A 23850-nucleotide genomic window follows, 5' to 3' on the forward strand; every position below is an offset into this window, starting at 1 on the left:
GCATTTCATCCCCCAAACTTTAGAATCAGTGCCGCGAAAGCTGCGACCCGTCAGCAACGATGCCGGGCGATATACTGCATATGGCTCTATTTATGCCCCATTTCCATTTGCAAGTGAGAACCCACCTTGGCGCGTGAAACGCATACGGCACGTCTGGCAAGCAAGACGCTCATCTCTGAATCGGCCCAGTGTTACCACTTCGATTTCGTTCTCGATGAACTGAAATCCTTTCCTTTCATCTCCGGCCAATTCATCTCTGCGGTAGCCACCGATTCAAACGGCAAGCAGCAGACTCGCGCCTACTCCATCGCTTCCGCCGCCAATACCAATCACTTCGAACTTTGCGTCAATCGCGTGCCCCAGGGATTCTTTTCGAACCACCTCGCCGATCTCACCGAACTGCCCCCCGGCGGCACTATTCAAGTTCACGGCCCTCACGGCCACTTCGTTTTAAAGCAGCCCGTCACCGACTCGATCTTCATCTCTACCGGCACCGGCATCGCCCCCATGCGTGGATTTGCGCAGTGGCTCTTCCCTGAAACCGGTCCAGACGCCGGCATCGATCGCAGCGAAGGCAAAGAGATCTGGATGGTCTACGGCACCCGTCACGAAAGCGAGCTCTACTACCGCGCGGAGTTTGAAGCCCTTGCCGAGCGCAAGCCTAACTTCCACTACCTGCCCACGCTGAGCCGCGCCGACGATACCTGGAAGGGCCTTCGCGGATACGTGCAGGATCACGTCGCTCGAATCGTGGAAGAACGCGCCGCCCGCCTCGGCCTCACGCTCCCTGTGCCTCCTCCCGATCCGAATATCCTACCCTCGGAACTCAAGTTCGATATCCATGCCTACATCTGCGGCCTCAATAACATGGTGGCCGGCGTCCGCGAAAAGCTGGCATCCTACGGCTGGCACCGCAAGCAAATCATCTTCGAACGCTACGATTGATCCCGGGCCTCTATCAGAATATTCAAAAGATAATCAACAGAATGTGTCATCCTGAGCGACCGTAGGGAGTCGAAGGACCTGCAGTTGCTCCTTTCCAGGTGACGAAAATGCCAGACACTCTCCTCTCGGCAAGCTCTTCATCCGCAAATCGACGAAGCCTAGTCATCACCTTCTCACTCTCCGCCCTTCTCGCCCTCTATCTGTTCACGCGCATCCTCCAGATCCTTCCCTTCAGCACCCCGTCCACTTTCATCGTCGCTCTTGAAATTTTCTCCGCTCTCCTCTTCGCCCTAATCCACGGCGCACAGCACTACCGCCTCCACGGCATACTCGTCTTCGCCGTAATCTGCCTTGTCATCGGAAACATCGTCGAAAACATCGGCGTACTCACCGGCTTCCCTTACGGCCACTACGAATTCCTCCCTCTCATGGGTCCACAGTTCCTTCGCGTACCCATCCTTCTGGGTATCGCCTACATCGGTATGGCTTACGTCTCATGGACGCTAGCCCGCCTCATCCTCGGCGCTACCACGACTAAGCCCGCAGGCGCCCAACTTATCCCCCTGTCGTTACTCGCCGCCGTCATCATGACTGCCTGGGACTTGGCTCAGGACCCCGTATGGAGCACCCTCCTCCACGCATGGTGCTGGCGCGATGGCGGACTCTGGTTCGGCGTCCCTGTCACCAACTACGCCGGCTGGCTCCTCACGGTCTTCCTGATCTACGTCGCCTTCGCGCTCTACCTGAAACATTCTGCCGTCGGATCCCTATCTCCCTCGCAACCGCATTGGCGCGCCACCGTCCTCCTCTACGCACTCTGCGCGGTCGGAAATATCCTCCAGCTACTTCGACCGCAACCTTTCAAGGTTGTCGCCGACCCCTCGGGCGCACTATGGCAAACCGCAGCCATCCTCCACGCCTCGGCGCTCGTATCAATGTTTTTCATGGGATCACTCGCGATCGCGGCATCGCTGCGTATTCCGAAAGTGGACTCGAACAACTCTTAGAAGTTTTCAGCTGCATGCATCTAAAAAGTTGCTAAGCACGAAGAAAACCCACCGCACCGAAGGAGCCTTTATGGCCGAATCAAAGACTTATTCTATTCAGGATGCTTTACAGGCGCAGTCCGCGCTTCGGGCGGCGGCGGGTCTTGAACCCGAGCGATTCCCCGTTGAAGCTTTTGTTGGCATGATCAGCGATGAGATCGAGGCCCTTCGCACACAGGGTCAGAGTAACGAGCAGATTGCTTCACTTATTCGACAAAGCAGCGCCATCGACGTGACTTCTGGAGAAATCGAAGCCAACTACGCTCCGCCCGAGCAACGCCATCAAAACGGCCACTGAGTTCACTTCATAAATTGAACAGTTCCCGCAGCCGCCTCGTCTGCGCCCGGCTCACGGGAATCTCCGTCTGCTTCTTGTCATTCATGCGCAGCTGGTACGTCGACTTGAACCAGGGAACTACTTCGCGAATCTGGTTGATGTTCACCACGAAGCTGCGATGCGCCCGCCAGAACACCATCGGATCCAGCTGATCAAGCAGTTCCTCAATCGTTCGGCACTTCGATTGTCCTTCGAACTGCTGCGTCACCACCCGGATCACGCCTTCTTCGATCTCTGCAAAGCAGATCTCCGTCTGGTCCACCAGCAGCAGCCGGCTCCCCGCCTGCACAATAAGCTTTGTCGGCTGTGTGCCGCGCCCCGCGCCCTGCGGACTCTTCAACAGGTTGAGCAACGCGTCCAGTTGCGATTCAATCGGCGAATCTCCGGTTGATCCCGACGCCCCAACGGTGGTCATCCGCCCGCGCGCGCGTTCCAGTGCCTTATCTACGCGGACCCGATCAAATGGCTTCAGCAGGTAATCCACCGCATTCACATCAAATGCCCGCACCGCGTACTGGTCATACGCCGTTGCAAACACAAACTGCGGCAAGTGCCATCCGTTACCGTCTTTCTGTTTGCGATGTCGGTCCATCACCCGCTGAATCACCGCAAACCCATCCAGCCCCGGCATCTGCACATCGAGAAACACCAAATCCGGGTGATGTTCTTCAATCAACTCCACCGCCTCGATGCCATTTGCTCCCTGCGCCACAACTTCAACATCCTTCGCCGACTCCAGCAGGTACGCAAGCTCGTCGCGAGCCAGTTGTTCATCGTCAATGATGAGTGCAGAAATCGTCATACACAAACGCAGACGTGCCACCGAGGCACAAACCTCAGTTTACCTCCCCAAGGTTATAAGTCCCCTGCTTCTTCCGGTCTCGAGCCCTGTTTTGTGAGGCGCCTTCAATTTGCCCTTGCGCTAGCAGCAAGTCGCGACGGTCGATCCTCCATTCTTTCTGGCTCGTGCTAGTCGGATCGTCAGAAGTTTTATGATCGGCGCCCAACCAACGTTATGCGTGCTTGAAGGTCTGCTTGAGACAACAAACTCGTTTTTCATATCAAGTTTTGGGATTCCTTTTACGCCTCTTTCATCGGGGAATAACATTCCACATTTCCCATATCAGCAGATTGTCGAGTCGAGATTCACGAAATTTCGGCCCATCCCCAACGACAGTCTGCCCGCCTCAAAATGAAAGGAATTCCAATGTTGCGTTCCCCGTTCCTGAGAATTCTCTGCCTGCTTATAGCTTCTTCTGGAGGTTTAATTCTTCACGCGCAAGTCAATACGGCCAGTCTGTCCGGACTGGCAACAGATCGGACCGGCGCTGCGCTTCCGCATGTCACAGTAACGGCCAAGGACGACGCGAACGGCTATACACGCACGGTGCAAACCGATTCCGCGGGAGCCTATTCGTTTCAAGATCTACCCATTGGCCAGTACAAGGTCACGGTGAGCGCACCCGGATTTGACTCACTCGTCGAAGATGTCACGCTCTCAGTGGGACAGAGGTCGCGCGAAGACTTCCATCTCCAGGTAGGCGCTACTCAGCAATCAGTTGAAGTGGCAGCAGGTGCAAGTCTGCTTTCGCCTGACGATGCATCCATCAGCACTGTTGTGGACTCGACAACCATTAAGGAAACACCTCTGTCCCTTCGCAACTGGGATGATCTGCTTCGTACCGTTCCCGGAGTTCAGATCAGCCGCTTCACACAGCAGAGTGGCGCCACCTCCGCCGGCCGTGTGGGCGACTTCAACGTTAACGGAATCCATTCGCTGCAAAATAACTTCATTCTCGACGGCATCGATAACAATACTTTTTCAGAGAACGTTCAAGAACTCAGTACTGAGTCCGCTCACCCGTCCCTCGACACCATCGCCGAATTCAACGTCATCAGCAATCCGTATTCGGCAGAATACGGGCGTAGCCCGGGCGGCATCGTCTCAGTGAACACCATCAGCGGCACCAATAGGTTTCATGGCCTGGCCTATGAATATGTCCGCAACAATTACTTCGACTCGAACGATTTCTTTTCCGATCGCCACAAGCTGGCAAAGCCAAAATATAACCAGAATCAGTTCGGCGGAAGCCTTGGTGGACCAATCGCCAGGAATCACCTGTTCTTCTTCTTCAACTACGAGGGCACACGAATCAAGCAGGGAGTTCTGCGCACGGCCACCGTACCTCTGCCCAATGAGCGGATCGGCGACTTCAGCCCCGCCACAGCCGCCGCCGTCGGAGTGAAGTACCCTACCATTTACGATCCGACGACGTGTCAGCCGGCGTTCTCCGGTTCCAACTGTCAGGCTTTCACCAACAACTCCATCCCCTCGGGCAGCCTCGACCCCACCGTGCAGGCCCTGATGGCACTCTTCCCGCAGCCCAACACCACAACAGCCGGCAGTCCACCCAACGTCAACAACTACATTCGCAATGCGCTCCTTACCGATTTTGACGACAACTATGACGGCCGCGTGGATTGGACTCCCTCGTCTGCGGACACGGTGTTCGCACGCTACAACTACTCCAACCGGACCCGCGATATCCCCGGTTACCTTGGCGGACTTGCGGATGGCACCTCCACCTCCGCATGGGGCAATCAGATTCTGAAATCGCACAGCGCGGTGCTGGGATGGACGCACATCCTCAACCAGAACATGATCAATGAGTTTCGCTTCGGCTGGGTCCGCGACTTCTCATACGCACAGCAGCAGCCTTTCACGCTAAGTCAATCGGCCGGAACCTTCGTTCCCGGCATTCCCGATAATCCTGCTATCGGCGGCGGAGTGCCGCTCACATCGTTCACAAACTTCGCTTTCGAGGGCTCGCCGGACTTCCTTCCCAAGCGACAGATTCCGATGCAGTATCAATACAACGACACCTTCTCAATTGTGCGTGGCAGACAAACGCTGAAATTCGGCACCAGCATCTATCTGCCGATGCGCAACATCTTCCAGGACGAACCCGGCACGCGCGGAGACTTGGGCTTTACCGGCGTCTTCACCTGTCAGCACAGCGCACCTGGGAAATGCGTTTCAGGAACCGGTCTGTCTTATGCCGACGGCCTGCTCGGCTATACGCAGAGCACCCAGCTGACGAACGTCTTCTTCGTCGACCAGCGTCTGTGGATGGCGTCCGCGTTTGGCGAAGATGATTGGAAAGTCACGCCGAAGCTGACCCTGAACCTTGGCTTGCGCTATGACTTCGCCACTCCGCCGCTCGAAGCAAACAATCGGATGGCCGACTTCGACCCGACTGCAGGAGCCCTTGTCTTTGCGAAAAGTGGCTCCCTGAAGAGCCGCGCGATCGTCGACCCCAACAAGAAGAACTTCGGTCCCCGCATCGGCATTTCATACTCGCCCGACGCGAAGACAGTGTTCCGTGGAGGCTACGGTATTTACTACTCCCTCTTCGAACGTTTCGGCAGCGAAGATGAACTGGCTTTGAATCCGCCCTTCCTCATCAACAAGACACTCACCAGCAATACCGCACCGGTACTTAAGCCCTCGGTTGGTTTTCCTGCGAATTTCCTCGATCCGAGCACAGTTAATCTGAATGCCTTAAATGCCTTTCACATTCGCGCCATGGCCCTGCATGATCCACTGCCGTACGTTCAACAATGGAGCTTTGGCATGCAGCGGCAGCTCGGCCAGAAGTGGACGGGTGAAGTCGACTACGTCGGCACCAAGTCCACGCATCTTGACGTGATTCGGAATTACAATCAGCCGATCATCTCTGGTGGAGTGAGCACTGGCGTTGTGCCGTACACCAACTTCGGCCAGATCGAATACACCGCCCCCGTTGGCTTTGGCAACTACAACGGCCTGCAAGCCAGCCTCACCCACAAGTTCTCAAACAACTTTGAGATGAACGCGGCATTCACCCATTCGCGCAGTCTCGATAACACACCCGAAGAACTGGAATCCAACTCTGGCGATGCGCCGGATGATCGCAACTATGCAGCGTGGTACGGTCCCAGCGATTTCGACGTTCCGAATCGCGTGGCCGTCAACTACCGCTACGTTCTGCCCTTCGGCCGGGGACAAGCCATGCTGCAACAAGGGCCATTGTCATGGATACTCGGCAACTGGGCGACCTCCGGTGTTTACACCTACTACAGCGGTCATCCCTTCCAGGTAAACGAGAATGACGGAAACCACAACTCCATCCTCGATCCCTACGGATATACGACTGCCACTCCCAACCTGGTCGGCAAACCTCATCTTGTCAGTGATCCTGACTGTTGGTTCTTTGCCAGCAAAGATTCCGCGTGCGGAGCCAAAGCGCCCTCGGGATCAGCCGATGCATATGCCGTGACCGCGGTGGGTGCGGTGGGCAATGTCGGTCGAAACCCGCTGCGCGGACCGCACGTCGATGTCTTCGATGCCGCGCTTCTCCGCGAATTCCCGATTCGTGAGAGCTGGAATGTCGAAGCGCGATGGGAGGTCTTCAATGTGATCAACACGCCGGAGTTTGGCCAGCCCAACGGCAACATCACTAGCGGCGGTGTTGCCAGCATTACCTCGCTCTCGGGTGACCCCCGCGTAATGCAGTTCGCATTACGACTTTCCTTCTGATACCATCCTGCTCCTGAAGCCGGGCCCGCTCGTCGTTCGGCTTCAGGAGAAAATCTCGAGACCTTATTCATGCCCACACAATGGCGACGGCGCCGACCAGACCGTTCGCACCCAATGGCACCCGGATCGTGGCCGTCATTTTGTGCGCGTAGAGGCTCGAGACTCAAACGATCGTCTGCTCCTCCTCGGCAATTCCAATCTATTTCGGCTACGAGTCTGGAAAAACTCATTAAGAAAGGAACATTATGCGTCGTGCCCTATACATGGTTCTATTCGCGTGCAGCGCGGCCACAGTCATTGCGCAGCACGTGGCCGGCAACCAGTCAATTCCCGGAAGCCGCACAGTCATGGATGCGCACAATTGCTATCCGTACTACGAATGGTGGTACGACCGCATCGACCGTGCGCTCTCCGCAGGAACACCGTTAGCGATCGAGCAGGATCTCTTCTGGTATACCGATGCAAGGACTGGAAAATCCTGGTCCATCGTTGCCCACGGCGCTCCTATCAGTGGCCATGAACCTACCATGGAGCACTACTTCTTTGATCGTGTTCGCCCCATCGTTGAACGCGCTCTGAAAGAAGGCAATCACGGCAACTGGCCCCTCATCACGCTGAATCTCGACTTCAAAACTGAGGAACCCGAGCACCTTCAGGCCGTCTGGGCGCTGTTGACGAAGTACCAGAACTGGCTCTCTACCGCGCCGAAAACATCCGATCCAAATGCAGCACAACCTCTTACTGTACGACCTATTCTCGTTCTTACCGGCGAGTCAGACGCGCAGCAGAAGGTCTTCTTTGATGACGTTCCCGAAGGCGACCGGCTACTCGTTTTTGGCGCCGTTCATACCAACACAAAACAGCCGATGGCTCCACCCGAACTGCTTGAACCGTCACCCGCAACCAACTATCGGCGGTGGTGGAACAATCCGTGGAGTGTGGTGGAAAGCGGAGGCCAGCAGCACGCACGGGAATGGATCTCTGCTGACGATGAGCGCCTGCGTTTTTTGGTGCAACACGCCCATTCCCATGGACTCTGGATCCGCTTCTACACTCTCGACGGCGCAACCGAAAAGGAAGAAAGCTGCAATGGTTGGTTCCGCAGCTATAACTTTGGTTCGCTGGCTGCCGCCGAGATGCGCTGGCGCGCCGCTCAAAAGGCTGGTGTCGATTACGTCGCCAGCGATCAATATGAATTGCTGGCGAAGTTTCTTGGCGCCTCGCACAATAGTGCGTTTAAGAACTCTCTTCAATTGCATCGAGAGAGTGGCCTTTAGCTACGTTGATCCGGGGCGGCAGTCAATCCACCTCAGAGCTGCGGGATTGAGGCGGGCACCGACGCCGTGCATACTGAAACTCATGATCCGTGTTTTAGCGAAGGTCTTCTCATTCGCAATTGGATGGGCAATTTTGACCGGACTGCACGCCCAGGCTCCGGTAACGGCGGTCTTGCCGAACGGCCGCGAGATTCATCCCGAAGGAAACTGGATTCCGCTCGCTCCCTATCCGTTTGCTTTGGCCGTTCGCCCTGACTATGCAGAGATTGCAGTACCTTCGATAGGATTTCCGTTTGCTCTGAATGTAATCGACGAACCACAAACCTCAAATCCCAAGGTTCGTCGGTTCCCGACTGGACATGAAAATGATCCATCGATCGAAGTGCATGCCGGCCTGTCTTATTCGCCTGACGGTAATCTGCTCTATGTCGCCACCGGCGATTCTGGAAAGATTCGCGCTTATCGGACGAGCGATTGGAATGCTGCGGGCGAAGTCTCGCTAGACGGCTCCGTAGGCGAAACGGACTTTGGCGATAGTTTCGCAGCGACGCTAGTGGTTTCGGCTGATGGCAAAACACTCTACGCGCTGGACCAGGGAAACTGGCGCATCGTGATCATCGACGCCACAACGTGGCAGAAAATTGGTTCCGTCTCGACCGGCAGTTACCCATTCGGTCTCGCGCTGTCTCCGGACGGAGACAGGCTTTACGTCACAAATAGTGGCCTCTTTGAGTACTCCACTATTCGGGGCGCAAGCGAGAAGAACCCCCTGAAAACCGGCTTGCACTTTCCACCATTTTGATACCCCTCGAAAGAGGCGAGAGAGGGTGTGATCGCAGAAGGCAAGACGATTCCGGGCCTGGGTGACGAGAATTCAGATCGTGGCAGCTCGCTATGGACGTATAGCGTTTTTGATCGAGAGCACATCACCCTGACTGCGAAGTTGCGCCTGGGCACACCGATTACCGACAGTCCAGGAGAGACCGTTGGCGGCGCCGCACCCACCGGCGTTGTTGCAAGCAAAGACGCGGTCTTTGTTTCATTGGCCCATAGCGATGCAATCGCAAAAGTCAGTCCGGACGGGACGCGGCTTCTGGCGCAAGCTGAACTCTCGCCATTCGCAGGCAGCATTTTTCGGGATCCTGCGGGGCGGCCTCTACGAGGCGTGATGCCAAGCGGAGTTGCAGTTGGCGGTGGCCGCCTCTATGTGGCGGAATCAGGAATAAACGCAGTGGCCGTGCTCGATACAGATACGCTTCAAGTTCTGGAACACATTCCTGTGGGTTGGAATCCAACCGCAGTTGCTCTCTCTTCCAGTGGCAGCACTCTCTATGTGATCAACAGCAAGGGAAAGGGATCTGGTCCCAACGCGGGCAGAGAACGTGATCCTGCGGCCCCCACATACATCGGCTCGCTAGAGTTGGGAAGCCTGAGCGCTATATCGTTCCCTGGTCTGCCGCCCGCTGACGCACTGACGCAGATAGTGGTGTCGGCCAATTCCGCGGCGATCGCCAATTCCACTCCCCTGCCTCGACTGAAACACTGCTTTCTAATCATTCGCGAAAATCGGACATACGACGAAGTCCTTGGAGACGTTCCAGGCGCCAACGGTGACGCCTCTCTTGCACGCTATGGGATGGATGGTTGGACCGAGGAGAAGAAACAGGCGAAGCATCTGAAAGTCACACCTAATCTGCATGCGCTGGCCGCTAGGTTTGCGATCAGCGACAACTTCTATGTTGACTCGGATGTTTCCGCCGACGGGCATCGTTGGATGGTTGGAATCCAACCGACGCCGTTCTTCAATACCGCGTGGACTTCGAGTTATGGCGGTCGTAGGCAGAGTTCTCCAACGGCGGAGCAACCGGGACGGCGCGCATTGTTCGGTGGTGCGGATGCGCCGATGCCCGAGGATGAACCGCAGTTTGGATCCTTGTGGGAACACGTTGCAGCCAATGGCCAGGGAATATTGAATTATGGCGAAGGACTGGAGATTGAAGGAAACGTTGAGATGCCTGGTGCGCAGCCTGAGGGACAGAGGCTGCTTCTCAATGCTCCGTTGCCCAAGCCGGTCTTTGAAGCAAGCGACCGACGCTTTCCAACCTTCAACCTCGGGATTCCCGACCAATTCCGCGTGCGGGAATTCGAGCGCGATTTCCGGTTGAAGCTGGCGGCGGGTAAGGTCCCGGCGTTGATCGTAATCCGTCTGCCCAATGATCACACCGCGGACCCGCGGCCAGGCGACGGCTATCCTTTTCGCGCTTCCTATGTAGCCGATAACGATCTTGCCCTGGGACGTATCGTCGCCTTCCTTTCGAGAACCTCTATCTGGAAAGATTCAGCGGTCTTTGTGACGGAGGACGACGCGCAAAGTGGCGTGGACCATGTGGACGCGCATCGCAGCATTCTCCTTGTAGCCAGTCCGTGGGTCAAGCCAGGCATGGTCTCACATGGACACGCGAGCATGGGATCGATCACGCGAACCATCGACGAATTGCTTGGGCTTGGCCCGCTCAATCTTGAAGATGCACTGGCCGCAGAGATCACTGGTATCTTCGATGCTCAACCGCATCTCGAGCCTTATGCGACACGCGCCGCCGACCCCCGAGTTTTCATCCCCGCAAGAGCGCGGTTTGCCAAACCGAAATCAAAAAAGGAGTCTGCGGCACTTCTGGATGTCGATGACGCAGATGAAATTCGGAAGCAACTCAAGAAGGAAGCCGGCAACCTGCGCAGACCGAATGATGACTAGGGAGTTTCATCGCTCACGTCAGCTAATCCAGATGCGCCTGAACCTTCCGATTCTGCCTGCGCATGTTACAGCATGATGAAAAGCGGATGCCAACCGTGAGCGTGTAGAAATTCCTTTCTGCCCACCCTTCGCACAGAGTCTTTGCTCTGCGCATCAACGTATTTGAAACCAAAGTCGCATAGCGCGGGATTGTGCCGCACGCGAGTCGCTAAAAGGCCGTAGGATACTGAATTGGGGGCGGAGACTAGATGAGCGAAAAGCGTTGGGTGTTGTTGATTGCCAGTGAGGTTGGACGAACGGACTCGGTCTCTGACCGTGCCATGGAGCGTCTCGTCGACGCCATCGGCGACGAGGGGTATACCGTCGTTCGCACCACCTCGCCGGAAGATGGTCTTTCGCTCGTTACTTCCGATCCCAGCTACTCTGCCGTCCTTCTCGATTGGGACTTGGAAGGCGATTCGCAATTCGAAGAACGTGCCGCGCTCGACATCATTCGTGGAGTGCGTCACCGCAACAAGAAGGTCCCCATCTTCCTGATCGCCGATCGTACTCTGGTTTCCGAATTGCCTTTGGAAGTGATCAAGCAAGTCCACGAGTACATCCACCTCTTCGGCGACACTCCTGCATTCATTTCTTCGCGACTCGATACCGCCATCGAACGCTATCACGATCAACTTTTACCGCCTTACTTTCGCGAACTGCTTCGCTACAACGATCAGTCCGCCTATTCTTGGGATGCTCCCGGGCATATGGGCGGCGTTGCCTTTCTCAAACACCCCGTAGGTCAGGAATTTCACCGCTTCTTTGGTGAAAACCTTCTCCGTTCCGACCTCGGTATTTCCTCCGCGCCGCTCGGCTCGTGGCTCGACCACATCGGACCTCCCGGAGAGTCCGAACGCAATGCGGCCCGCATCTTCGGCGCCGATTGGACCTTCTATGTTCTGGGCGGTTCCAGCACATCCAATCAGATTGTTGGCCATGGAGTCATCGCACAGGACGACATCGTTCTCGCGGACGCCAATTGCCACAAATCGATCTGCCATTCGCTCACCGTCACGGGCGCCCGCCCGGTATATTTCAAACCAACCCGCAATGGATACGGGATGATCGGCCTCGTTCCCCTGAAGCGGTTCTCACCCGAATCCGTGCGGGAACTCATTGCCCGCAGCCCATTCTCAGCAGGTGCCCGCTCGCAACAACCCACCTACGCCGTAGTTACGAACTCAACGTATGATGGTCTCTGCTACAACGTGAACCAGGTCGTCGAACAACTCGCGTGCTCGATTCCGCGCGTTCACTTCGACGAGGCATGGTATGCGTATGCCAAATTCCATCCTCTCTACCGGGGACGTTATGCGATGGGTGTGCCCGAGGATATGAAGGACCGCCCAGCTATCTTCTCCGTGCAATCCACGCACAAAATGCTGGCCGCGTTCTCCATGGGCTCGATGATCCACGTCAAGCTCTCTGACCGTGCGCCGCTCGATTTTGACCAGTTCAACGAAGCTTTCATGATGCACGGCACGACGTCACCCTTCTATCCGCTGATAGCTTCGCTCGACGTCGCCGCAGCCATGATGGACGAGCCCGCAGGTCCAACGCTGATGGACGAAACGCTCGCTGACGCGATCAGCTTCCGCCAGGCCATGAGCTCTATTGCCCATCGCCTGCGCATCGCAGCCGACAACGGCGAAGCTTGGTTCTTCAGCATCTACCAGCCCGAACGAGTTACCGATCCGGCAACCGGTGAACGCATCCTGTTTGAAGAGGCGGAAGACGAGCTTCTGGCCACCGAACCAAGTTGCTGGACCCTCAAGCATGGGGAAGAGTGGCATGGCTACCAGGACGAAGACTCGCCGGATGACTACTGCATGCTCGATCCCACCAAGGTGACGATCCTGACGCCGGGAGTCAACGCGCAGGGAGTAATGTCGCAGTGGGGCATCCCCGCAGCCATCCTCACTGAGTTTCTTGACTCACGCCGCGTCGAGATCGCGCGCACCGGCGACTATACAGTTCTGGTGCTGTTCTCCGTGGGAACCTCGAAGGGCAAATGGGGCAGCCTGCTTGAAAACCTCTTTGAGTTCAAGCGTCTCTACGACTCGGAAGCGTCGCTCGAAGAGGTTTTGCCGGAGTTAGTCCAACGCTTTCCTCACCGCTATCGCAATGTTTCGTTGAAAGACCTCTCTGACGAAATGCATAAAGCAATGATTGACCTGGATCTCGCGGGGCTTGTCAATGCTGCCTGCGACGAGGACTTCGATCCAATTCTCACGCCCGCGCAGACCTACCAAAAGCTCGTTCGTCACGAGACCGAGCGCATCCCCTTCGGGAAGATGGCTGGCCGAATCGCCGCGTACATGCTTGTCCCTTATCCTCCCGGCATCCCCATGTCGATGCCCGGCGAGAGACTGGGTGGCCCTGACTCACCGGTCATCAAACTCATCCTGGCCATGGAGCAATTTGGTAAGCGCTTCCCCGGCTTCGAGCGCGAGGTCCACGGCATTGAAGTCGATGGCGACGGTAACTACTGGATGCGAGCGGTTATCGAAGATCCGGCAATGACGAGAAATTGATCCGATTCGTGATGGTGTCGCGCTCACACCCGCCTCATCGTCAGCGCACCTGCGTCGCGAATAATGCGTGATGCGCAAGAATGAAGAGCGTTCGGTGATCCGAACCACCGAAGATCAGTTGCAAAGGACGCTCCGGCACATCGATTTCGGCAACCTGATGCCCGTCCTGCGCGTAGACGAAGATTTGCCCGTTGGCCACGTACACGTTGCCGCGCGCATCAATCGCCACGCTCTCGCCTCCTCGTTGCGCAAACGGCTTCAACTCCGCGAGTGTTCCGTCCGCTTTGACAGTCGCGCTGTACGTAATGTCCTCCGATTCGCTGCTGACGTACACCCGCTCTCCCGGCTTTGCGACCAGAAGCCCGTAAGTATCGAGGTTGTCGCTGAATCGCCAGCCCGATGTGTCATTCGCCGGGCCCTGCTGAAACACCCGGCCCGCCGGTAGAAACACGCTGCCGTCCTCAGAGACATATTCGCGCGTCTTCGGCGTGCTTGCATCCGCCGCGAACATCTCCGCCAGCGTTGTAAAGTGCATCGTGTCCAGGTTCAACTGGTCTTTGAATTCCCCATTGTTCCACCAGTTCACAGGAAGAATCACGGCGGCTTTGTCGTGAGGCTGCACTGGCTGCGGCGTCAGCACGGTCAGTTCTTCCGCCAAACTTCCCGGCTTGAACGTGTACATCGTGCTCTCGGGGCCCGCGGACGAAACCACGAGCATGTTGCCCGACTTGTCAAACGCGAGATTCACAGGGTCGAGTGGATTGTCGCGTTCGACCGTGAGACCTTCCGCCTCAGACCAGCCATAGATGCGTTGGTTGTGGTGATCCGCGAAATAGAGTTTGCCCGCGGCATCCACGGCTGCGCCTGAAATCGAGAAGAAACCATCCTCCAACTTCTTTACTGTCGTTCGCTTCTCCAGCACCGTAGATGCATCACTCTGCGTTGGCCGCTGCGGATCAGCTGGAATGTCAAGCGCCGCGAACTCGCGTTCACGCACCTCGAGATGATGCGTCATATCCTCGATGGCGTTCTCATAAGGGAACTTGCTCAAGCGCAGGAATGTGCCGCATCCATTCGCGTCACAAATACCATACCCGCTCTCCGCGTTCACATGCACATTGCGGAAGTGAATATCCGACGATCGATAGATGCGCACGGCCGCCGTGAAAGGCGCCCGCGAACGCGTTACACGATACCCGTGATAGTTCGCAATGGTGAGATTGCGGCAGTCATCAATCTCCAGCGAAAGCGCTTCGGGGCTTTCGCCTGCCTCCTCTTCGGTCTGCGGCGCGTTGATGTCCCAGTTCTCCACGTGATCGAACTTGATCTCGCTGCGAACGTGATGCTCATTCGACAACTCGTACACATGCCCGGGCGTCTTGGTGTTCGATACCAGAAAGCCTGATTGCGCAAACGTATTTGGGGTCCAGATGTCTGCGAATGTTCCTCCGCCTCCATCGGCAACCCACAAGCTCGGATATTGTCCATCCCACCGCCTGCGAAGATCGGAATCAGCGGTATGGTTGTTGTTATAAGGGTTGGTCCCGCTGCCATGACCTCCAAGAAAGCGCACGTCATCGATCAGCGAACGCTCGCCCGCCTTCCACAGTACCGCTACCGCACGCGGATTAATGCCGCCTGCGAACACACCGATTCCGCTGATGATGTTCTTTCCTCCTGGAGGAGCAAGAAGCACGGCCTTCGGAGCGCCCACTCCCTGATATCCCGGAGTCTCATCCAGCAGGTCAATCTGCGTGAGCGTGGGATGTAGCGCAATCAGCACCGTGTCGGGCTTGAGCGTAAGCGTGTCCCGCACCACGTAATGTCCACCCGGAAGATAAAGCACGCGATGCGCATTAATGGCTTGCTGCAATGCGGCAGTGTCATCCGATGTTCCATCGCCCTTCACTCCCAACGTATGTACATTCACCCATTCACTGCTCGGCGGTAGCGGTGGAATCGCGGACGGAAGCGGTGCGGGTAACGAAGAGAGCGATGCAGCCTCGTACTTCATCCCGATGGAGCCCATTCGCCCTTCGCCCGGAACGATCAACCCGTAAGTGAAGTTCTTCACTACGTAAACCGCGCCCTTTCCGGCGATCGTCTTTTCACTCTCGCGCAGTTTGGCGAAGACCGGTGCGTTGCTGAGCACTGCATTTTCGAATCCGATCTCCGTCAAGGGGCTCTTCTCCAGGCTTATCGTCACCACCGGACCGCTGAGGTTTTCGAATCGCGAATCTTTAACCCAAAGCTGATCCGGATAGCCCTCATCGATATCGATCGCCTTTGGCACGTCGCGAAACGTATCGCGGATCAACGTCAATCCAGCTTCATGCTCGCGGATGGCTGCTTCCCGTTGCCCCTCAAAGACCGAGTCAATCAGCGTAAACTGCCAGGCCGGCGAGGTCTTCTCCGTCAGAATTCCATAGCGCCCTCCAAAGAAATGCAGATCTTCCGCCTCGTTCCCCGCCTGATATATACCGGCCAGCCCTGATCCAAGATGAAAATCCATGTGAGTCAGAAACGAGTGTTGCGCCACATGGAACCGCACTGCAACAGCAGCAGGATTACCGTCTCCGATCTCGATATCGATGTTGCTCATCGCTGAATAGAATGTGTTCGGATTAGCATCGGCCACGTTGTCGTTCGGCGGAACCGATCCCGGCGGAGGAAATGCAATGCGATCCCCAGCGCGCGGTCGCTCGTGTGGCGTCAGGCCCGTGAACATCACCATCACACCTATGCCCTTCTGAAAGCCCGGCGTATTCGGCGGAAGCACGAAAACCGGACGCGTCGCGCCATAACCAATGAGGCGCACGCCCGGCCACAGATAGACCGTTCGCGTGATGGTGTAACGGCCTGCGGGGATAAACACAATGCCTTCTCGTGCTGTGCCCGATGCCTTGTCGATGGCTGCCTGCAGCGTAGCGGAGTTGTCCGCTTTCGTCGCAGGGGCATCCACATAAATGGCCTTGGGATCTTCCAGACGGGTAGTGATAATAGATGCGGCGAAAGCCGCCGGACAAAAACAGAGCGTGACAGCGGCCAGAACAGCTTTCTTCATGGGACTCCCCGGCGGGTCAGGTCTTACGCCGAACTGCGGAATCCAGCATACCGGAACTGTTACGCGAACCTTATCTCGCAGTCGGTGCGCGTGCTAATATCACTCATCCGGCTCGCCTATCGGCTTGAGCCACGGAGGTCGAAATGAGTCCAACCACAAGGCGTAGTTTCCTCAAAACAGGTCTGGCCGCTGGAGCCATGGCGACCGTAGGAACGCTTCCCCTAGCCGCCAAGCGTACTGCGACCGATACCGTGGTGCTGGGTCGGTCAAAGATCGAAGTAACGCGTCTGGCCTTCGGGACCGGGACAGATGGCGGTGCAGTGCAGGCAGCGCTGGGCCAGAAGGAATTCACCAGTCTGGTGCGCTATGCTTACGACCACGGCATCCGCTTCTTCGAGACGGCCGAGGCTTATCAGACACCGGCAATGCTCGGCGAAGCGCTAAAAGGCTTGCCGCGTGATAGCTATCAGCTGATGAGCAAGGTGACCACGTTCCACGAAGGAATCGATCCCCAAGCCAAGTTTGACGAGTTGCGGAACACCTCGAAGACAGAGTACTTCGACATCATGTTGCTTCACTGGCAACACACGGCTGACTGGCCGGAGACCACGAAACGCTGGCAGGATGGAATTCTTGCTGCGCAGCAGAGAAAGATCATCCGCACCCATGGCGCCTCTGTGCACGGGTTGCCTGCGCTGCGCCAGATGCCGGGTACTAATTGGCTCGACGTCGGACTGATCCGCATCAACCACAATGGCGCGCGCATGGACGGGCCAACCTACGAGGACACCAACCACCCCGACAACGTAAGCGAAGTGGTCGACCACATCCACCAGTTAAAGAAGGAAGGACTGGGTGTTATCGGCATGAAGCTGTGCGGCGGCGGCCAGTTCGAGCACAGTCATGACGACCGTGTGAAGGCGATGAGGTTTGCATTCCAGAATGCAGGAGTGGACAGCGCAACGATTGGCTTCAAGAGCACACAAGAGATTGATGAAGCCATCAGCAACATGAACCTGGCACTTGCGTAGTTCAATGAAACAGTACCGGCGAGCGACCTCTCCAGCGTAAGTCGATCACACAATCAGGATTGCCAGCCGCCACCAAGCGCGCTGTAGAGTTGAACGAGGGCAAGTGCTTCGCTCTGTTGCGCGCTGACGAGGTTGAGTTGTGCCGCAAAAAGATTTGAATCGGTCGTCAGGACTTCAAGATATCCGGTTGAGCCGCCCTGGTACCGGATACGAGCAAGCCGCGTCGAATCTTTCGCAGCCGCGACGAGCTTTTCCTGTTGCTCACGATATGCCCGCTGCTTGTTAAGAGCGATCAGAGCGTTGGATACATCTCGAAACGCAGCGGAAATCGTCTTCTCATAGTTGAGGACCATCTCGTCTTTGGTTTCCTTTGATAGCTGAAGCTGACCGCGAAGCTTTCCACCCTCAAAGAGCGGCTGCGTCAGAGAACCAATGCCGTAGATTGTCTTCCCGGCTGGATCAAAAATAGTGGAAAGGCTGTCACCACCGACGCCACCCGACGCGCTGATTGACAGGTTCGGGAAGAACTGCGCTCGCGCGACCCCAATTTGCGCGTTCGCCGAGATAAGCGTCGCTTCTGCCTGCTGGATATCCGGTCGCCGCTCAAGCAACCGCGAAGGCAAGTCCGTGGGCAAGTCTTGCGGTGGTGGAGCGAGGGCATTCGGATCAGAGTGAGCGATAGGGCCAGGGTTTTCACCGATCAGGAATGCAATCGTGTTTTCTTGTCGCTGAATCTGCTCTTCGAGTTGAGGAATCTCTGAAGTCGCAGCGTAAAGTAGTTGCTCGGCCTGGCGGACATCGGACAGAGGAACCGATCCGCCACCTTCCAGAGTCCTGGTTAGGTCGACGGAATCCTGTCGGGCTTTTAGTGTTTCTTTGGTGATCTCAAGTTGCGCATCGAGCGCACGGATCTGCAAATAAGCAGTTGCCACCTGCTGCACTAATGTCAACTGGACGGCACGCTGTGCCCACACCTGCGCCAACAATTGCGCGCGGGCAGCCTCAGTCTGTTTTCGATAGAGTCCCCAGAAATCCGGAGTCCATGCGGCCGACACATTGAGTGATCCGTTCACCAGGGGACTTGGAAATTGAGTACCCAGAGAAGATGGCAACGTTGCGCCGATCCCGGTTCCACCAACAGTAAAGCTCGGGAATTCCTGCGAGCGCGTAATCTTGACCTGGGCCTGTTGCTCGAGGATTCGCTTGGCGGCAATACGCACGTCGTAGTTGTTGGCAAGAGCCTTACGGATCAGGTCCTGCAGTTCAGGCTCGCGATAAACTGCAGCCCACTGCTCATCTCCAAATGATCCCTTGGTATCGCCCCCCACCGCGGCATTATCAGCGCCGCGATAGACGGGCGGCGCTGTGACATTCGGCCGCGCATACTTCGGACCAACTTTACAACCACCAATCAGTCCGACTGCAGCGGCAAGCAGGCTCAGCCTCGCCAAACTTGAAGTGATCGTCATGCCTGCCCTCCTTCTGTACCCGGCTCTGCCCCGATTGGCGCGGTTGAGACGTTAGGACCGCACATGGAGTCCATTGTGGTTCCCTTGCCACCTCTTACAAAGCGATGCGAAACAAATTCCACCACAGCGAAGGTGACGGGAATGAACACCAGCCCCAGGATGGTCGAGAGCGCCATGCCTCCGACGACGACAGTACCAAGAATCTGGCGAGAGGCGGCTCCCGAACCACTTGCAGTCCAAAGGGGCAAACAGCCAACGATGAAGGCCAGTGCCGTCATCACGATCGGCCGAAAGCGCAGACGCGCCGCATCGAGCGCAGCGTTGCAGATGCTCTCCCCACGTTCGTAATTCATCTTTGCGAATTCGACAATCAGGATCGCGTTCTTCGCCGAAAGACCAATGAGCATGACAAGCCCGATGGTCGCAAAGATGTCGTTCTCGAAATGCCGGGCATGCAATGCAAGATAAGCTCCCAAAATCGCTACAGGAGTACTGAGCAGGACACTGAACGGCAGAGTCCAGCTTTCATAAAGCGCAGCAAGGATAAGGAAGACGAAGATCAGCGAGAGACCGAAGACCGCCCACGACGGTATCCCCTCTGCCGCCTGTTGTTCCTGGAATGACATGCCGGAATAGTCGAATCCTGCGCCCGGGGGCATCGTCTGCTTGAAAACTTCCTCCAGTGCCTTTCGCACCTGGCCTGAGCTGTATCCGGGCGCGCCCGTGATGTTCAACTGAGCCGCATTGAATTCATTGAATCGGTAGATAAACTCGGGACCGGTGATCTGGCTGACTTTAACAAGCGAGCTGAGCGGAACCTGGCTTCCATTCGCGCTGCGCACGTAAAACTGGTCGATGTTTGCGATATTCGTTCGCGACGTGCCTTCCGCCTCAACATAGGTCTGCCACTGACGGCCGAATCGATTGAAGTAGTTCACGAGATAGCCGCCCATGAAGGTCTGCATCGTTGTATAGATCGTCGGGAGATCGACCTGTTGCTGGAGCGCTTTTTCCTTGTCCACATCCGCGTAAAGCTGCGGCACAGCTGGCTGATAGGACGGAATGGCCGCGGCGATCTCGGGTCGTTTTGAAAGCGCGCCGAGAAATGTAAACACATTCTTTGTGAGGGTTGCCGGATCGTCCGTCCCTGAGCGGTCTTCGAGGATCATTGTGACGCCGCCCGATGTGCCGATACCCGGAATGGAAGGCGGCGGGAATGCGAAAGCGATGCCATCCGGATTACCCGCAAGTTGCTTCTGCAGATTTCCCTGAATGTACTCGAGCTGTTCTTCTTTGCTCTTGCGGACCGCCCATGGCTTGAGGTTGACAAAAAAGAATCCAGCGTTCGTGCTTTGCACCTGTGTGAGGAGCGAGAAATTAGTAACAGCGATAACACCTTCAATGCCGGGCGTTTTCAGCAATGCGCTAGTGATCCTTTGTTGTGCGGCATCGGTGCGCTGCGCTGAGGCCCCGTCGGGAAGCTGCAGCGCCAGAAACATGTAGCCCTGGTCCTCAGTGGGGATGAAACCACCGGGAAGACTGCTGCCGAGGTACACGGCAACAAATCCAACCACAACCAAGGCAAGCATGGCAAAACCGGATTTGTGAATGAGAACGCGCGAAGTGCCGACAAAGGCATCGGTATTTCGCTTAAAGAATTTGTTGAAGAGCGCGAATCCTCTCCCCAGCATGCCAGGTTTGCGGCCTTCCTCGCGAGGTTTGAGAAGCAACGAGGCGAGGGCCGGAGAAAGTGTGAGGGCGTTGAACGCTGAGATTAAAACCGAAATCGCAATCGTGACGGCGAACTGCTGATACATGCGCCCGGTGATGCCCGGAATTGCTGCTGTAGGAATGAAGACCGCTGCGAGGATTAAGGCGATAGCGACTACAGGACCACCTACCTCTTCCATCGCCTTTTCAGTTGCGGATTTCGGATCCATTCCCTCGTCGATATGATGTTCAACTGCTTCAACGACAATGATGGCGTCATCGACCACCAGGCCAATGGCAAGCACCAAGCCGAATAGCGACAGCGTGTTGATCGAAAAACCCAGAGCGGGAAAAATGATGAATGTGCCGATAAGAGAGACTGGCACCGCCAACAAAGGAATCAAGGTTGCGCGCCAGCCTTGGAGAAAAATAAAGACGACGATTACGACAAGGCCGAGGGCTTCAAGCAGAGTGTACACGATCTCCCGAATGCCGGCGGTAACAGCCTTTGTGGTGTCAAGCGGCACGCTGTACGCAATGCTCGGCGGAAAAGTGGCCGAGAGCTCCTTGATGCGCTTGTTTACGGCCGCCGCAGTTTCAACCGCATTGGAGCCAGGCAATTGATAGATTGCCATCACGCCCGCGGGCGCCTGATTGTAACGGCCCGAGATGCCGTAAGCCTGATCTCCCAATTCGATACGAGCTACGTCTTTCAAATGAAGAATTGAGCCATCGGGATTTGCGCGAAGGATTATATTTCCAAATTCCTCAGGCTTCACCAGTCGGCCCTGGGTGCGAACCGTATACGTAAATTGCTGCCCCTGCGGTATCGGCTCTCCGCCAATCTGCCCGGCCGGATTAACGTTGTTCTGCGTTTGAATTGCAGAGATCACGTCCGTTGCAGTAACTCCCAGCTTGGCAAGCTTGTCCGGCTGGACCCAGACGCGCAGCGCATACTGCCCGCCAAATGTCTGAACGCGGGAAACACCCTTTACCCGTGCGATCTGATCTTGAAGATTGATGATGGCGTAGTTGGTGAGAAAATCCTGGCTCAATTTGCCGCCTGGAGAGCTGATGGCAATTAGCATGAGCGGCGAAGTGAGCGCTTTCTGCACTGTAAGTCCCGCTGTTGTTACCTGCGCGGGAAGTTGCGACTGAGCCTGATCGACACGAAGCTGCGCAAGTACCTGGTCAATGTTCGGATCCGTCTTGACATCAAAGTCAACAAACAGCTGCACGACTCCGTTATTTGCACTCACGGAGTTCATATAGATCATATTGTCGACGCCGTTCATCTGTTGCTCGATGGGCGTCGATACCGCCTGACTAACGGTCTTGGCATCCGCGCCAGGGTAGGTGGCGGTGACCAGAATTTCGGGTGGAACAATGTTGGGGTACTGCGAGATAGGAAGCGTAAGCATCGCAACAACACCGATGACCACGGTGAGAATTGCGATGACAATGGCGACGATCGGACGCCGGATGAAGAATTTTGACATGAGTTACCTGCCGGCCGGTTGTGTCGACGGCGAAGTGCCGGGATGAGATTCGGAAGTTTGAGCGATGACCGGTGCACCTTCACGAAGCTTTTGTAGATTGTCGACGACAACGAGTGATCCGCCGGCAAGGCCCCCTTCTACAACCCAGCTATCGCCGAACTGCGGGCCAAGTTTCACATTGTTCGCGTGAACCGTGTTGTTGGCTGCCACGGTATAAACCTGCTCCTGCCCTTGAAATTCAGTTACTGCCACCTGTGGAACGAGCACTGCGTTGTGAAGTGTTTCAGTTTCGGCCCTAACCCGGCCGAACTGGCCTGGACGCAGAACATTGCCCGGGTTTGGAAAAGATGCAGCGATACGAATGGCCCCGGTCTGCGAATTTAGCTGTCGATCAACAAAAACTACCCGGCCGATTTGCGGGTACACTTCCCCATTCGAAAGAGTCAGCCTAAGCGGGAGCTTCGAAGCACTGTGAAGCAGGTCACTACTTCCGGCGCCGGCTCGTTTCGTCAGCGCGAGATATTCGCTGTCGCTTATGGAAAAATAGACCTTGATAGGATCGAGCTGCGAAACCGAAGTTAACACCGATTGTGTGCTGACGAGATTTCCAACCTGGGTTGTGGCCTGTCCCGCTACGCCCGTGATCAGCGATCGAACCTTGGTGAACCCGAGGTTAAGATTCGCTGTCGCCACAGCGGCTTCTGCCGTCTTCACCGCCGCTTCTGCCTGCGCCCTCTGCTGGATTTCGTTGTCGAGTTGGCTCTTCGCAATTGCGCGAGCCTCAGCAAGCGGAGTGTCGCGGTTAACATTGATCTCGGCAAGGGCAAGCTGCGCCTGCGCTTGTCCAAGCTGTCCCTGCGCCTGTTGAAGCGCAGCTTCAAATGGACGAGGATCGATCTCGAAAAGAACCTCGCCCTGTCTCACCAGCGAACCTTCGCGATAATCCTGCCGAATAAGATACCCGTTTGCCTGGGGTTGGATCTGTGCATTGACGTAACCGTCAAGCGTGCCGACCCACTCGCCGGTTAGCGGCACATCGGTCTGGCGAGCTTTAACAACTGCCACTTTCATTGCAGGTGGAGCAGTGGTTGATGCGGCGCTTGCCCCTTTGTCGCACCCAGCAAGCAAACCCGCACCAACTAGCAAGGCACCAAAAAAGGTCGTCACAATAGCAGCTTTTAAAGAGATTGCACTGGCTTTGTGTCTCTGCAGCACAGTCATACCCGGTCTCCGATCAGCGTGAAATGTTCTCTGCGAGGGCTCGTTCGCGCCGCAAGAGCACGTATGCGTGTTTTGCTTTGATGAGGTGATCGCGGCGCCGGATTCACAAAGTCAATCTGAAAGGAGTCTCGTCTCGGTCCGCCAGTCGACGTTTGCTGAACCTTATTGGCGCAAGGGCGAAAGACGCGACGGCCAGTGTTGCACGCTATTCGGATCGCAAGAGAATCTTGCCTGAGATGACCCTAAAGCCAGACCGTGCAATCGCAAGATGCCTTCGGAATTGGTCACAATAACTGGCCCCATATGAGTTCTCAAATCCGTGATCGGGTCCGAGAATCCAAGAT

14 protein-coding genes are annotated in these 23850 nt (G+C 56.2%); 9 read left to right on the plus strand and 5 right to left on the minus strand.

Going from position 1 to position 23850, the window contains the following annotated elements; translation table 11 throughout:
* The first annotated feature begins 126 nt into the window (after positions 1-126).
* The 3 genes from P8935_RS02315 (at position 127) to P8935_RS02325 (ending at position 2289) form a co-directional block, all read left to right on the plus strand.
* Entirely contained in the window at positions 127-945 is an 819-nt protein-coding gene (locus P8935_RS02315; protein ID WP_348263398.1) for an FAD-binding oxidoreductase, read from the plus strand.
* Between the two features lie 107 nt (positions 946-1052).
* Positions 1053-1952 carry a carotenoid biosynthesis protein gene (locus P8935_RS02320; RefSeq protein ID WP_348263399.1) on the plus strand — a complete coding sequence of 300 codons (900 nt, stop codon included), beginning with the start codon at positions 1053-1055 and terminating at the stop codon, positions 1950-1952.
* A 70-nt stretch (positions 1953-2022) separates the two neighbouring features.
* The gene (locus P8935_RS02325; protein WP_348263400.1) at positions 2023-2289 is read left to right on the plus strand and encodes a hypothetical protein; all 267 of its coding nucleotides are present in this window, start codon (positions 2023-2025) and stop codon (positions 2287-2289) included.
* Between the two features lie 7 nt (positions 2290-2296).
* On the opposite strand, the gene P8935_RS02330 is transcribed toward P8935_RS02325, so the two are convergent.
* Positions 2297-3130, minus strand: coding sequence for a LytTR family DNA-binding domain-containing protein (locus P8935_RS02330; protein WP_348263401.1), 834 nt, complete (start codon positions 3128-3130; stop codon positions 2297-2299).
* A gap of 405 nt (positions 3131-3535) precedes the next feature.
* Here P8935_RS02330 and P8935_RS02335 point away from each other — a divergent pair, with 405 nt between their 5' ends.
* From P8935_RS02335 to P8935_RS02355, 5 genes are all read left to right on the plus strand, one after another.
* The gene (locus tag P8935_RS02335; protein WP_348263402.1) at positions 3536-6907 is read left to right on the plus strand and encodes a TonB-dependent receptor; all 3372 of its coding nucleotides are present in this window, start codon (positions 3536-3538) and stop codon (positions 6905-6907) included.
* Positions 6908-7152: 245 nt separating this feature from the next.
* Positions 7153-8184 (plus strand): hypothetical protein, encoded by a 1032-nt coding sequence (locus P8935_RS02340; protein WP_348263403.1) that lies wholly within the window; start codon positions 7153-7155, stop codon positions 8182-8184.
* Between the two features lie 82 nt (positions 8185-8266).
* A complete protein-coding gene (locus P8935_RS02345) occupies positions 8267-8986 on the plus strand; it encodes a YncE family protein (RefSeq protein WP_348263404.1) in 720 nt (239 codons plus the stop codon).
* Positions 8987-9013: 27 nt separating this feature from the next.
* Entirely contained in the window at positions 9014-10936 is a 1923-nt protein-coding gene (locus tag P8935_RS02350; protein ID WP_348263405.1) for a bifunctional YncE family protein/alkaline phosphatase family protein, read from the plus strand.
* Between the two features lie 248 nt (positions 10937-11184).
* Positions 11185-13512: an Orn/Lys/Arg decarboxylase N-terminal domain-containing protein gene (locus P8935_RS02355; RefSeq protein ID WP_348263406.1), complete on the plus strand. Its 2328-nt coding sequence runs from the start codon at positions 11185-11187 to the stop codon at positions 13510-13512.
* Positions 13513-13552: 40 nt separating this feature from the next.
* Here P8935_RS02355 and P8935_RS02360 read toward each other — a convergent pair whose 3' ends face one another.
* Positions 13553-16576: a glycosyl hydrolase family 28-related protein gene (locus tag P8935_RS02360; RefSeq protein ID WP_348263407.1), complete on the minus strand. Its 3024-nt coding sequence runs from the start codon at positions 16574-16576 to the stop codon at positions 13553-13555.
* A 143-nt stretch (positions 16577-16719) separates the two neighbouring features.
* On the opposite strand from P8935_RS02360, the gene P8935_RS02365 reads away from it, so the two are divergent.
* A complete protein-coding gene (locus P8935_RS02365; protein ID WP_348263408.1) occupies positions 16720-17607 on the plus strand; it encodes an aldo/keto reductase in 888 nt (295 codons plus the stop codon).
* Positions 17608-17660: 53 nt separating this feature from the next.
* On the opposite strand, the gene P8935_RS02370 is transcribed toward P8935_RS02365, so the two are convergent.
* Genes P8935_RS02370 through P8935_RS02380 form a run of 3 tightly spaced genes read right to left on the minus strand, consistent with a single transcriptional unit; the run spans position 17661 to position 23356 of the window.
* Positions 17661-19076: an efflux transporter outer membrane subunit gene (locus P8935_RS02370; protein ID WP_348263409.1), complete on the minus strand. Its 1416-nt coding sequence runs from the start codon at positions 19074-19076 to the stop codon at positions 17661-17663.
* Positions 19073-22285: an efflux RND transporter permease subunit gene (locus P8935_RS02375; RefSeq protein WP_348263410.1), complete on the minus strand. Its 3213-nt coding sequence runs from the start codon at positions 22283-22285 to the stop codon at positions 19073-19075. The genes P8935_RS02370 and P8935_RS02375 overlap by 4 nt, the downstream gene beginning before the upstream one ends.
* 3 nt (positions 22286-22288) lie before the next feature.
* On the minus strand, positions 22289-23356 hold the full coding sequence (locus P8935_RS02380) for an efflux RND transporter periplasmic adaptor subunit (RefSeq protein WP_348265303.1): 1068 nt from the start codon (positions 23354-23356) through the stop codon (positions 22289-22291).
* Positions 23357-23850: the final 494 nt, after the last annotated feature.

Origin of the sequence: Telmatobacter sp. DSM 110680 (assembly GCF_039994875.1) — a bacterium.
GTDB lineage: Bacteria > Acidobacteriota > Terriglobia > Terriglobales > Acidobacteriaceae > Telmatobacter.

Bases quoted from the DNA above. Each gene is read 5' to 3' on its own strand.
- P8935_RS02340 (WP_348263403.1), top strand. From the start codon at position 7,153: ATGCGTCGTGCCCTATACATGGTTCTATTCGCGTGCAGCGCGGCCACA.
- P8935_RS02375 (WP_348263410.1), bottom strand. From the start codon at position 22,285: ATGTCAAAATTCTTCATCCGGCGTCCGATCGTCGCCATTGTCATCGCA.
- P8935_RS02330 (WP_348263401.1), bottom strand. From the start codon at position 3,130: ATGACGATTTCTGCACTCATCATTGACGATGAACAACTGGCTCGCGAC.
- P8935_RS02355 (WP_348263406.1), top strand. From the start codon at position 11,185: ATGAGCGAAAAGCGTTGGGTGTTGTTGATTGCCAGTGAGGTTGGACGA.
- P8935_RS02380 (WP_348265303.1), bottom strand. From the start codon at position 23,356: ATGAAAGTGGCAGTTGTTAAAGCTCGCCAGACCGATGTGCCGCTAACC.
- P8935_RS02370 (WP_348263409.1), bottom strand. From the start codon at position 19,076: ATGACGATCACTTCAAGTTTGGCGAGGCTGAGCCTGCTTGCCGCTGCA.
- P8935_RS02360 (WP_348263407.1), bottom strand. From the start codon at position 16,576: ATGAAGAAAGCTGTTCTGGCCGCTGTCACGCTCTGTTTTTGTCCGGCG.
- P8935_RS02345 (WP_348263404.1), top strand. From the start codon at position 8,267: ATGATCCGTGTTTTAGCGAAGGTCTTCTCATTCGCAATTGGATGGGCA.
- P8935_RS02335 (WP_348263402.1), top strand. From the start codon at position 3,536: ATGTTGCGTTCCCCGTTCCTGAGAATTCTCTGCCTGCTTATAGCTTCT.
- P8935_RS02320 (WP_348263399.1), top strand. From the start codon at position 1,053: ATGCCAGACACTCTCCTCTCGGCAAGCTCTTCATCCGCAAATCGACGA.
- P8935_RS02325 (WP_348263400.1), top strand. From the start codon at position 2,023: ATGGCCGAATCAAAGACTTATTCTATTCAGGATGCTTTACAGGCGCAG.
- P8935_RS02365 (WP_348263408.1), top strand. From the start codon at position 16,720: ATGAGTCCAACCACAAGGCGTAGTTTCCTCAAAACAGGTCTGGCCGCT.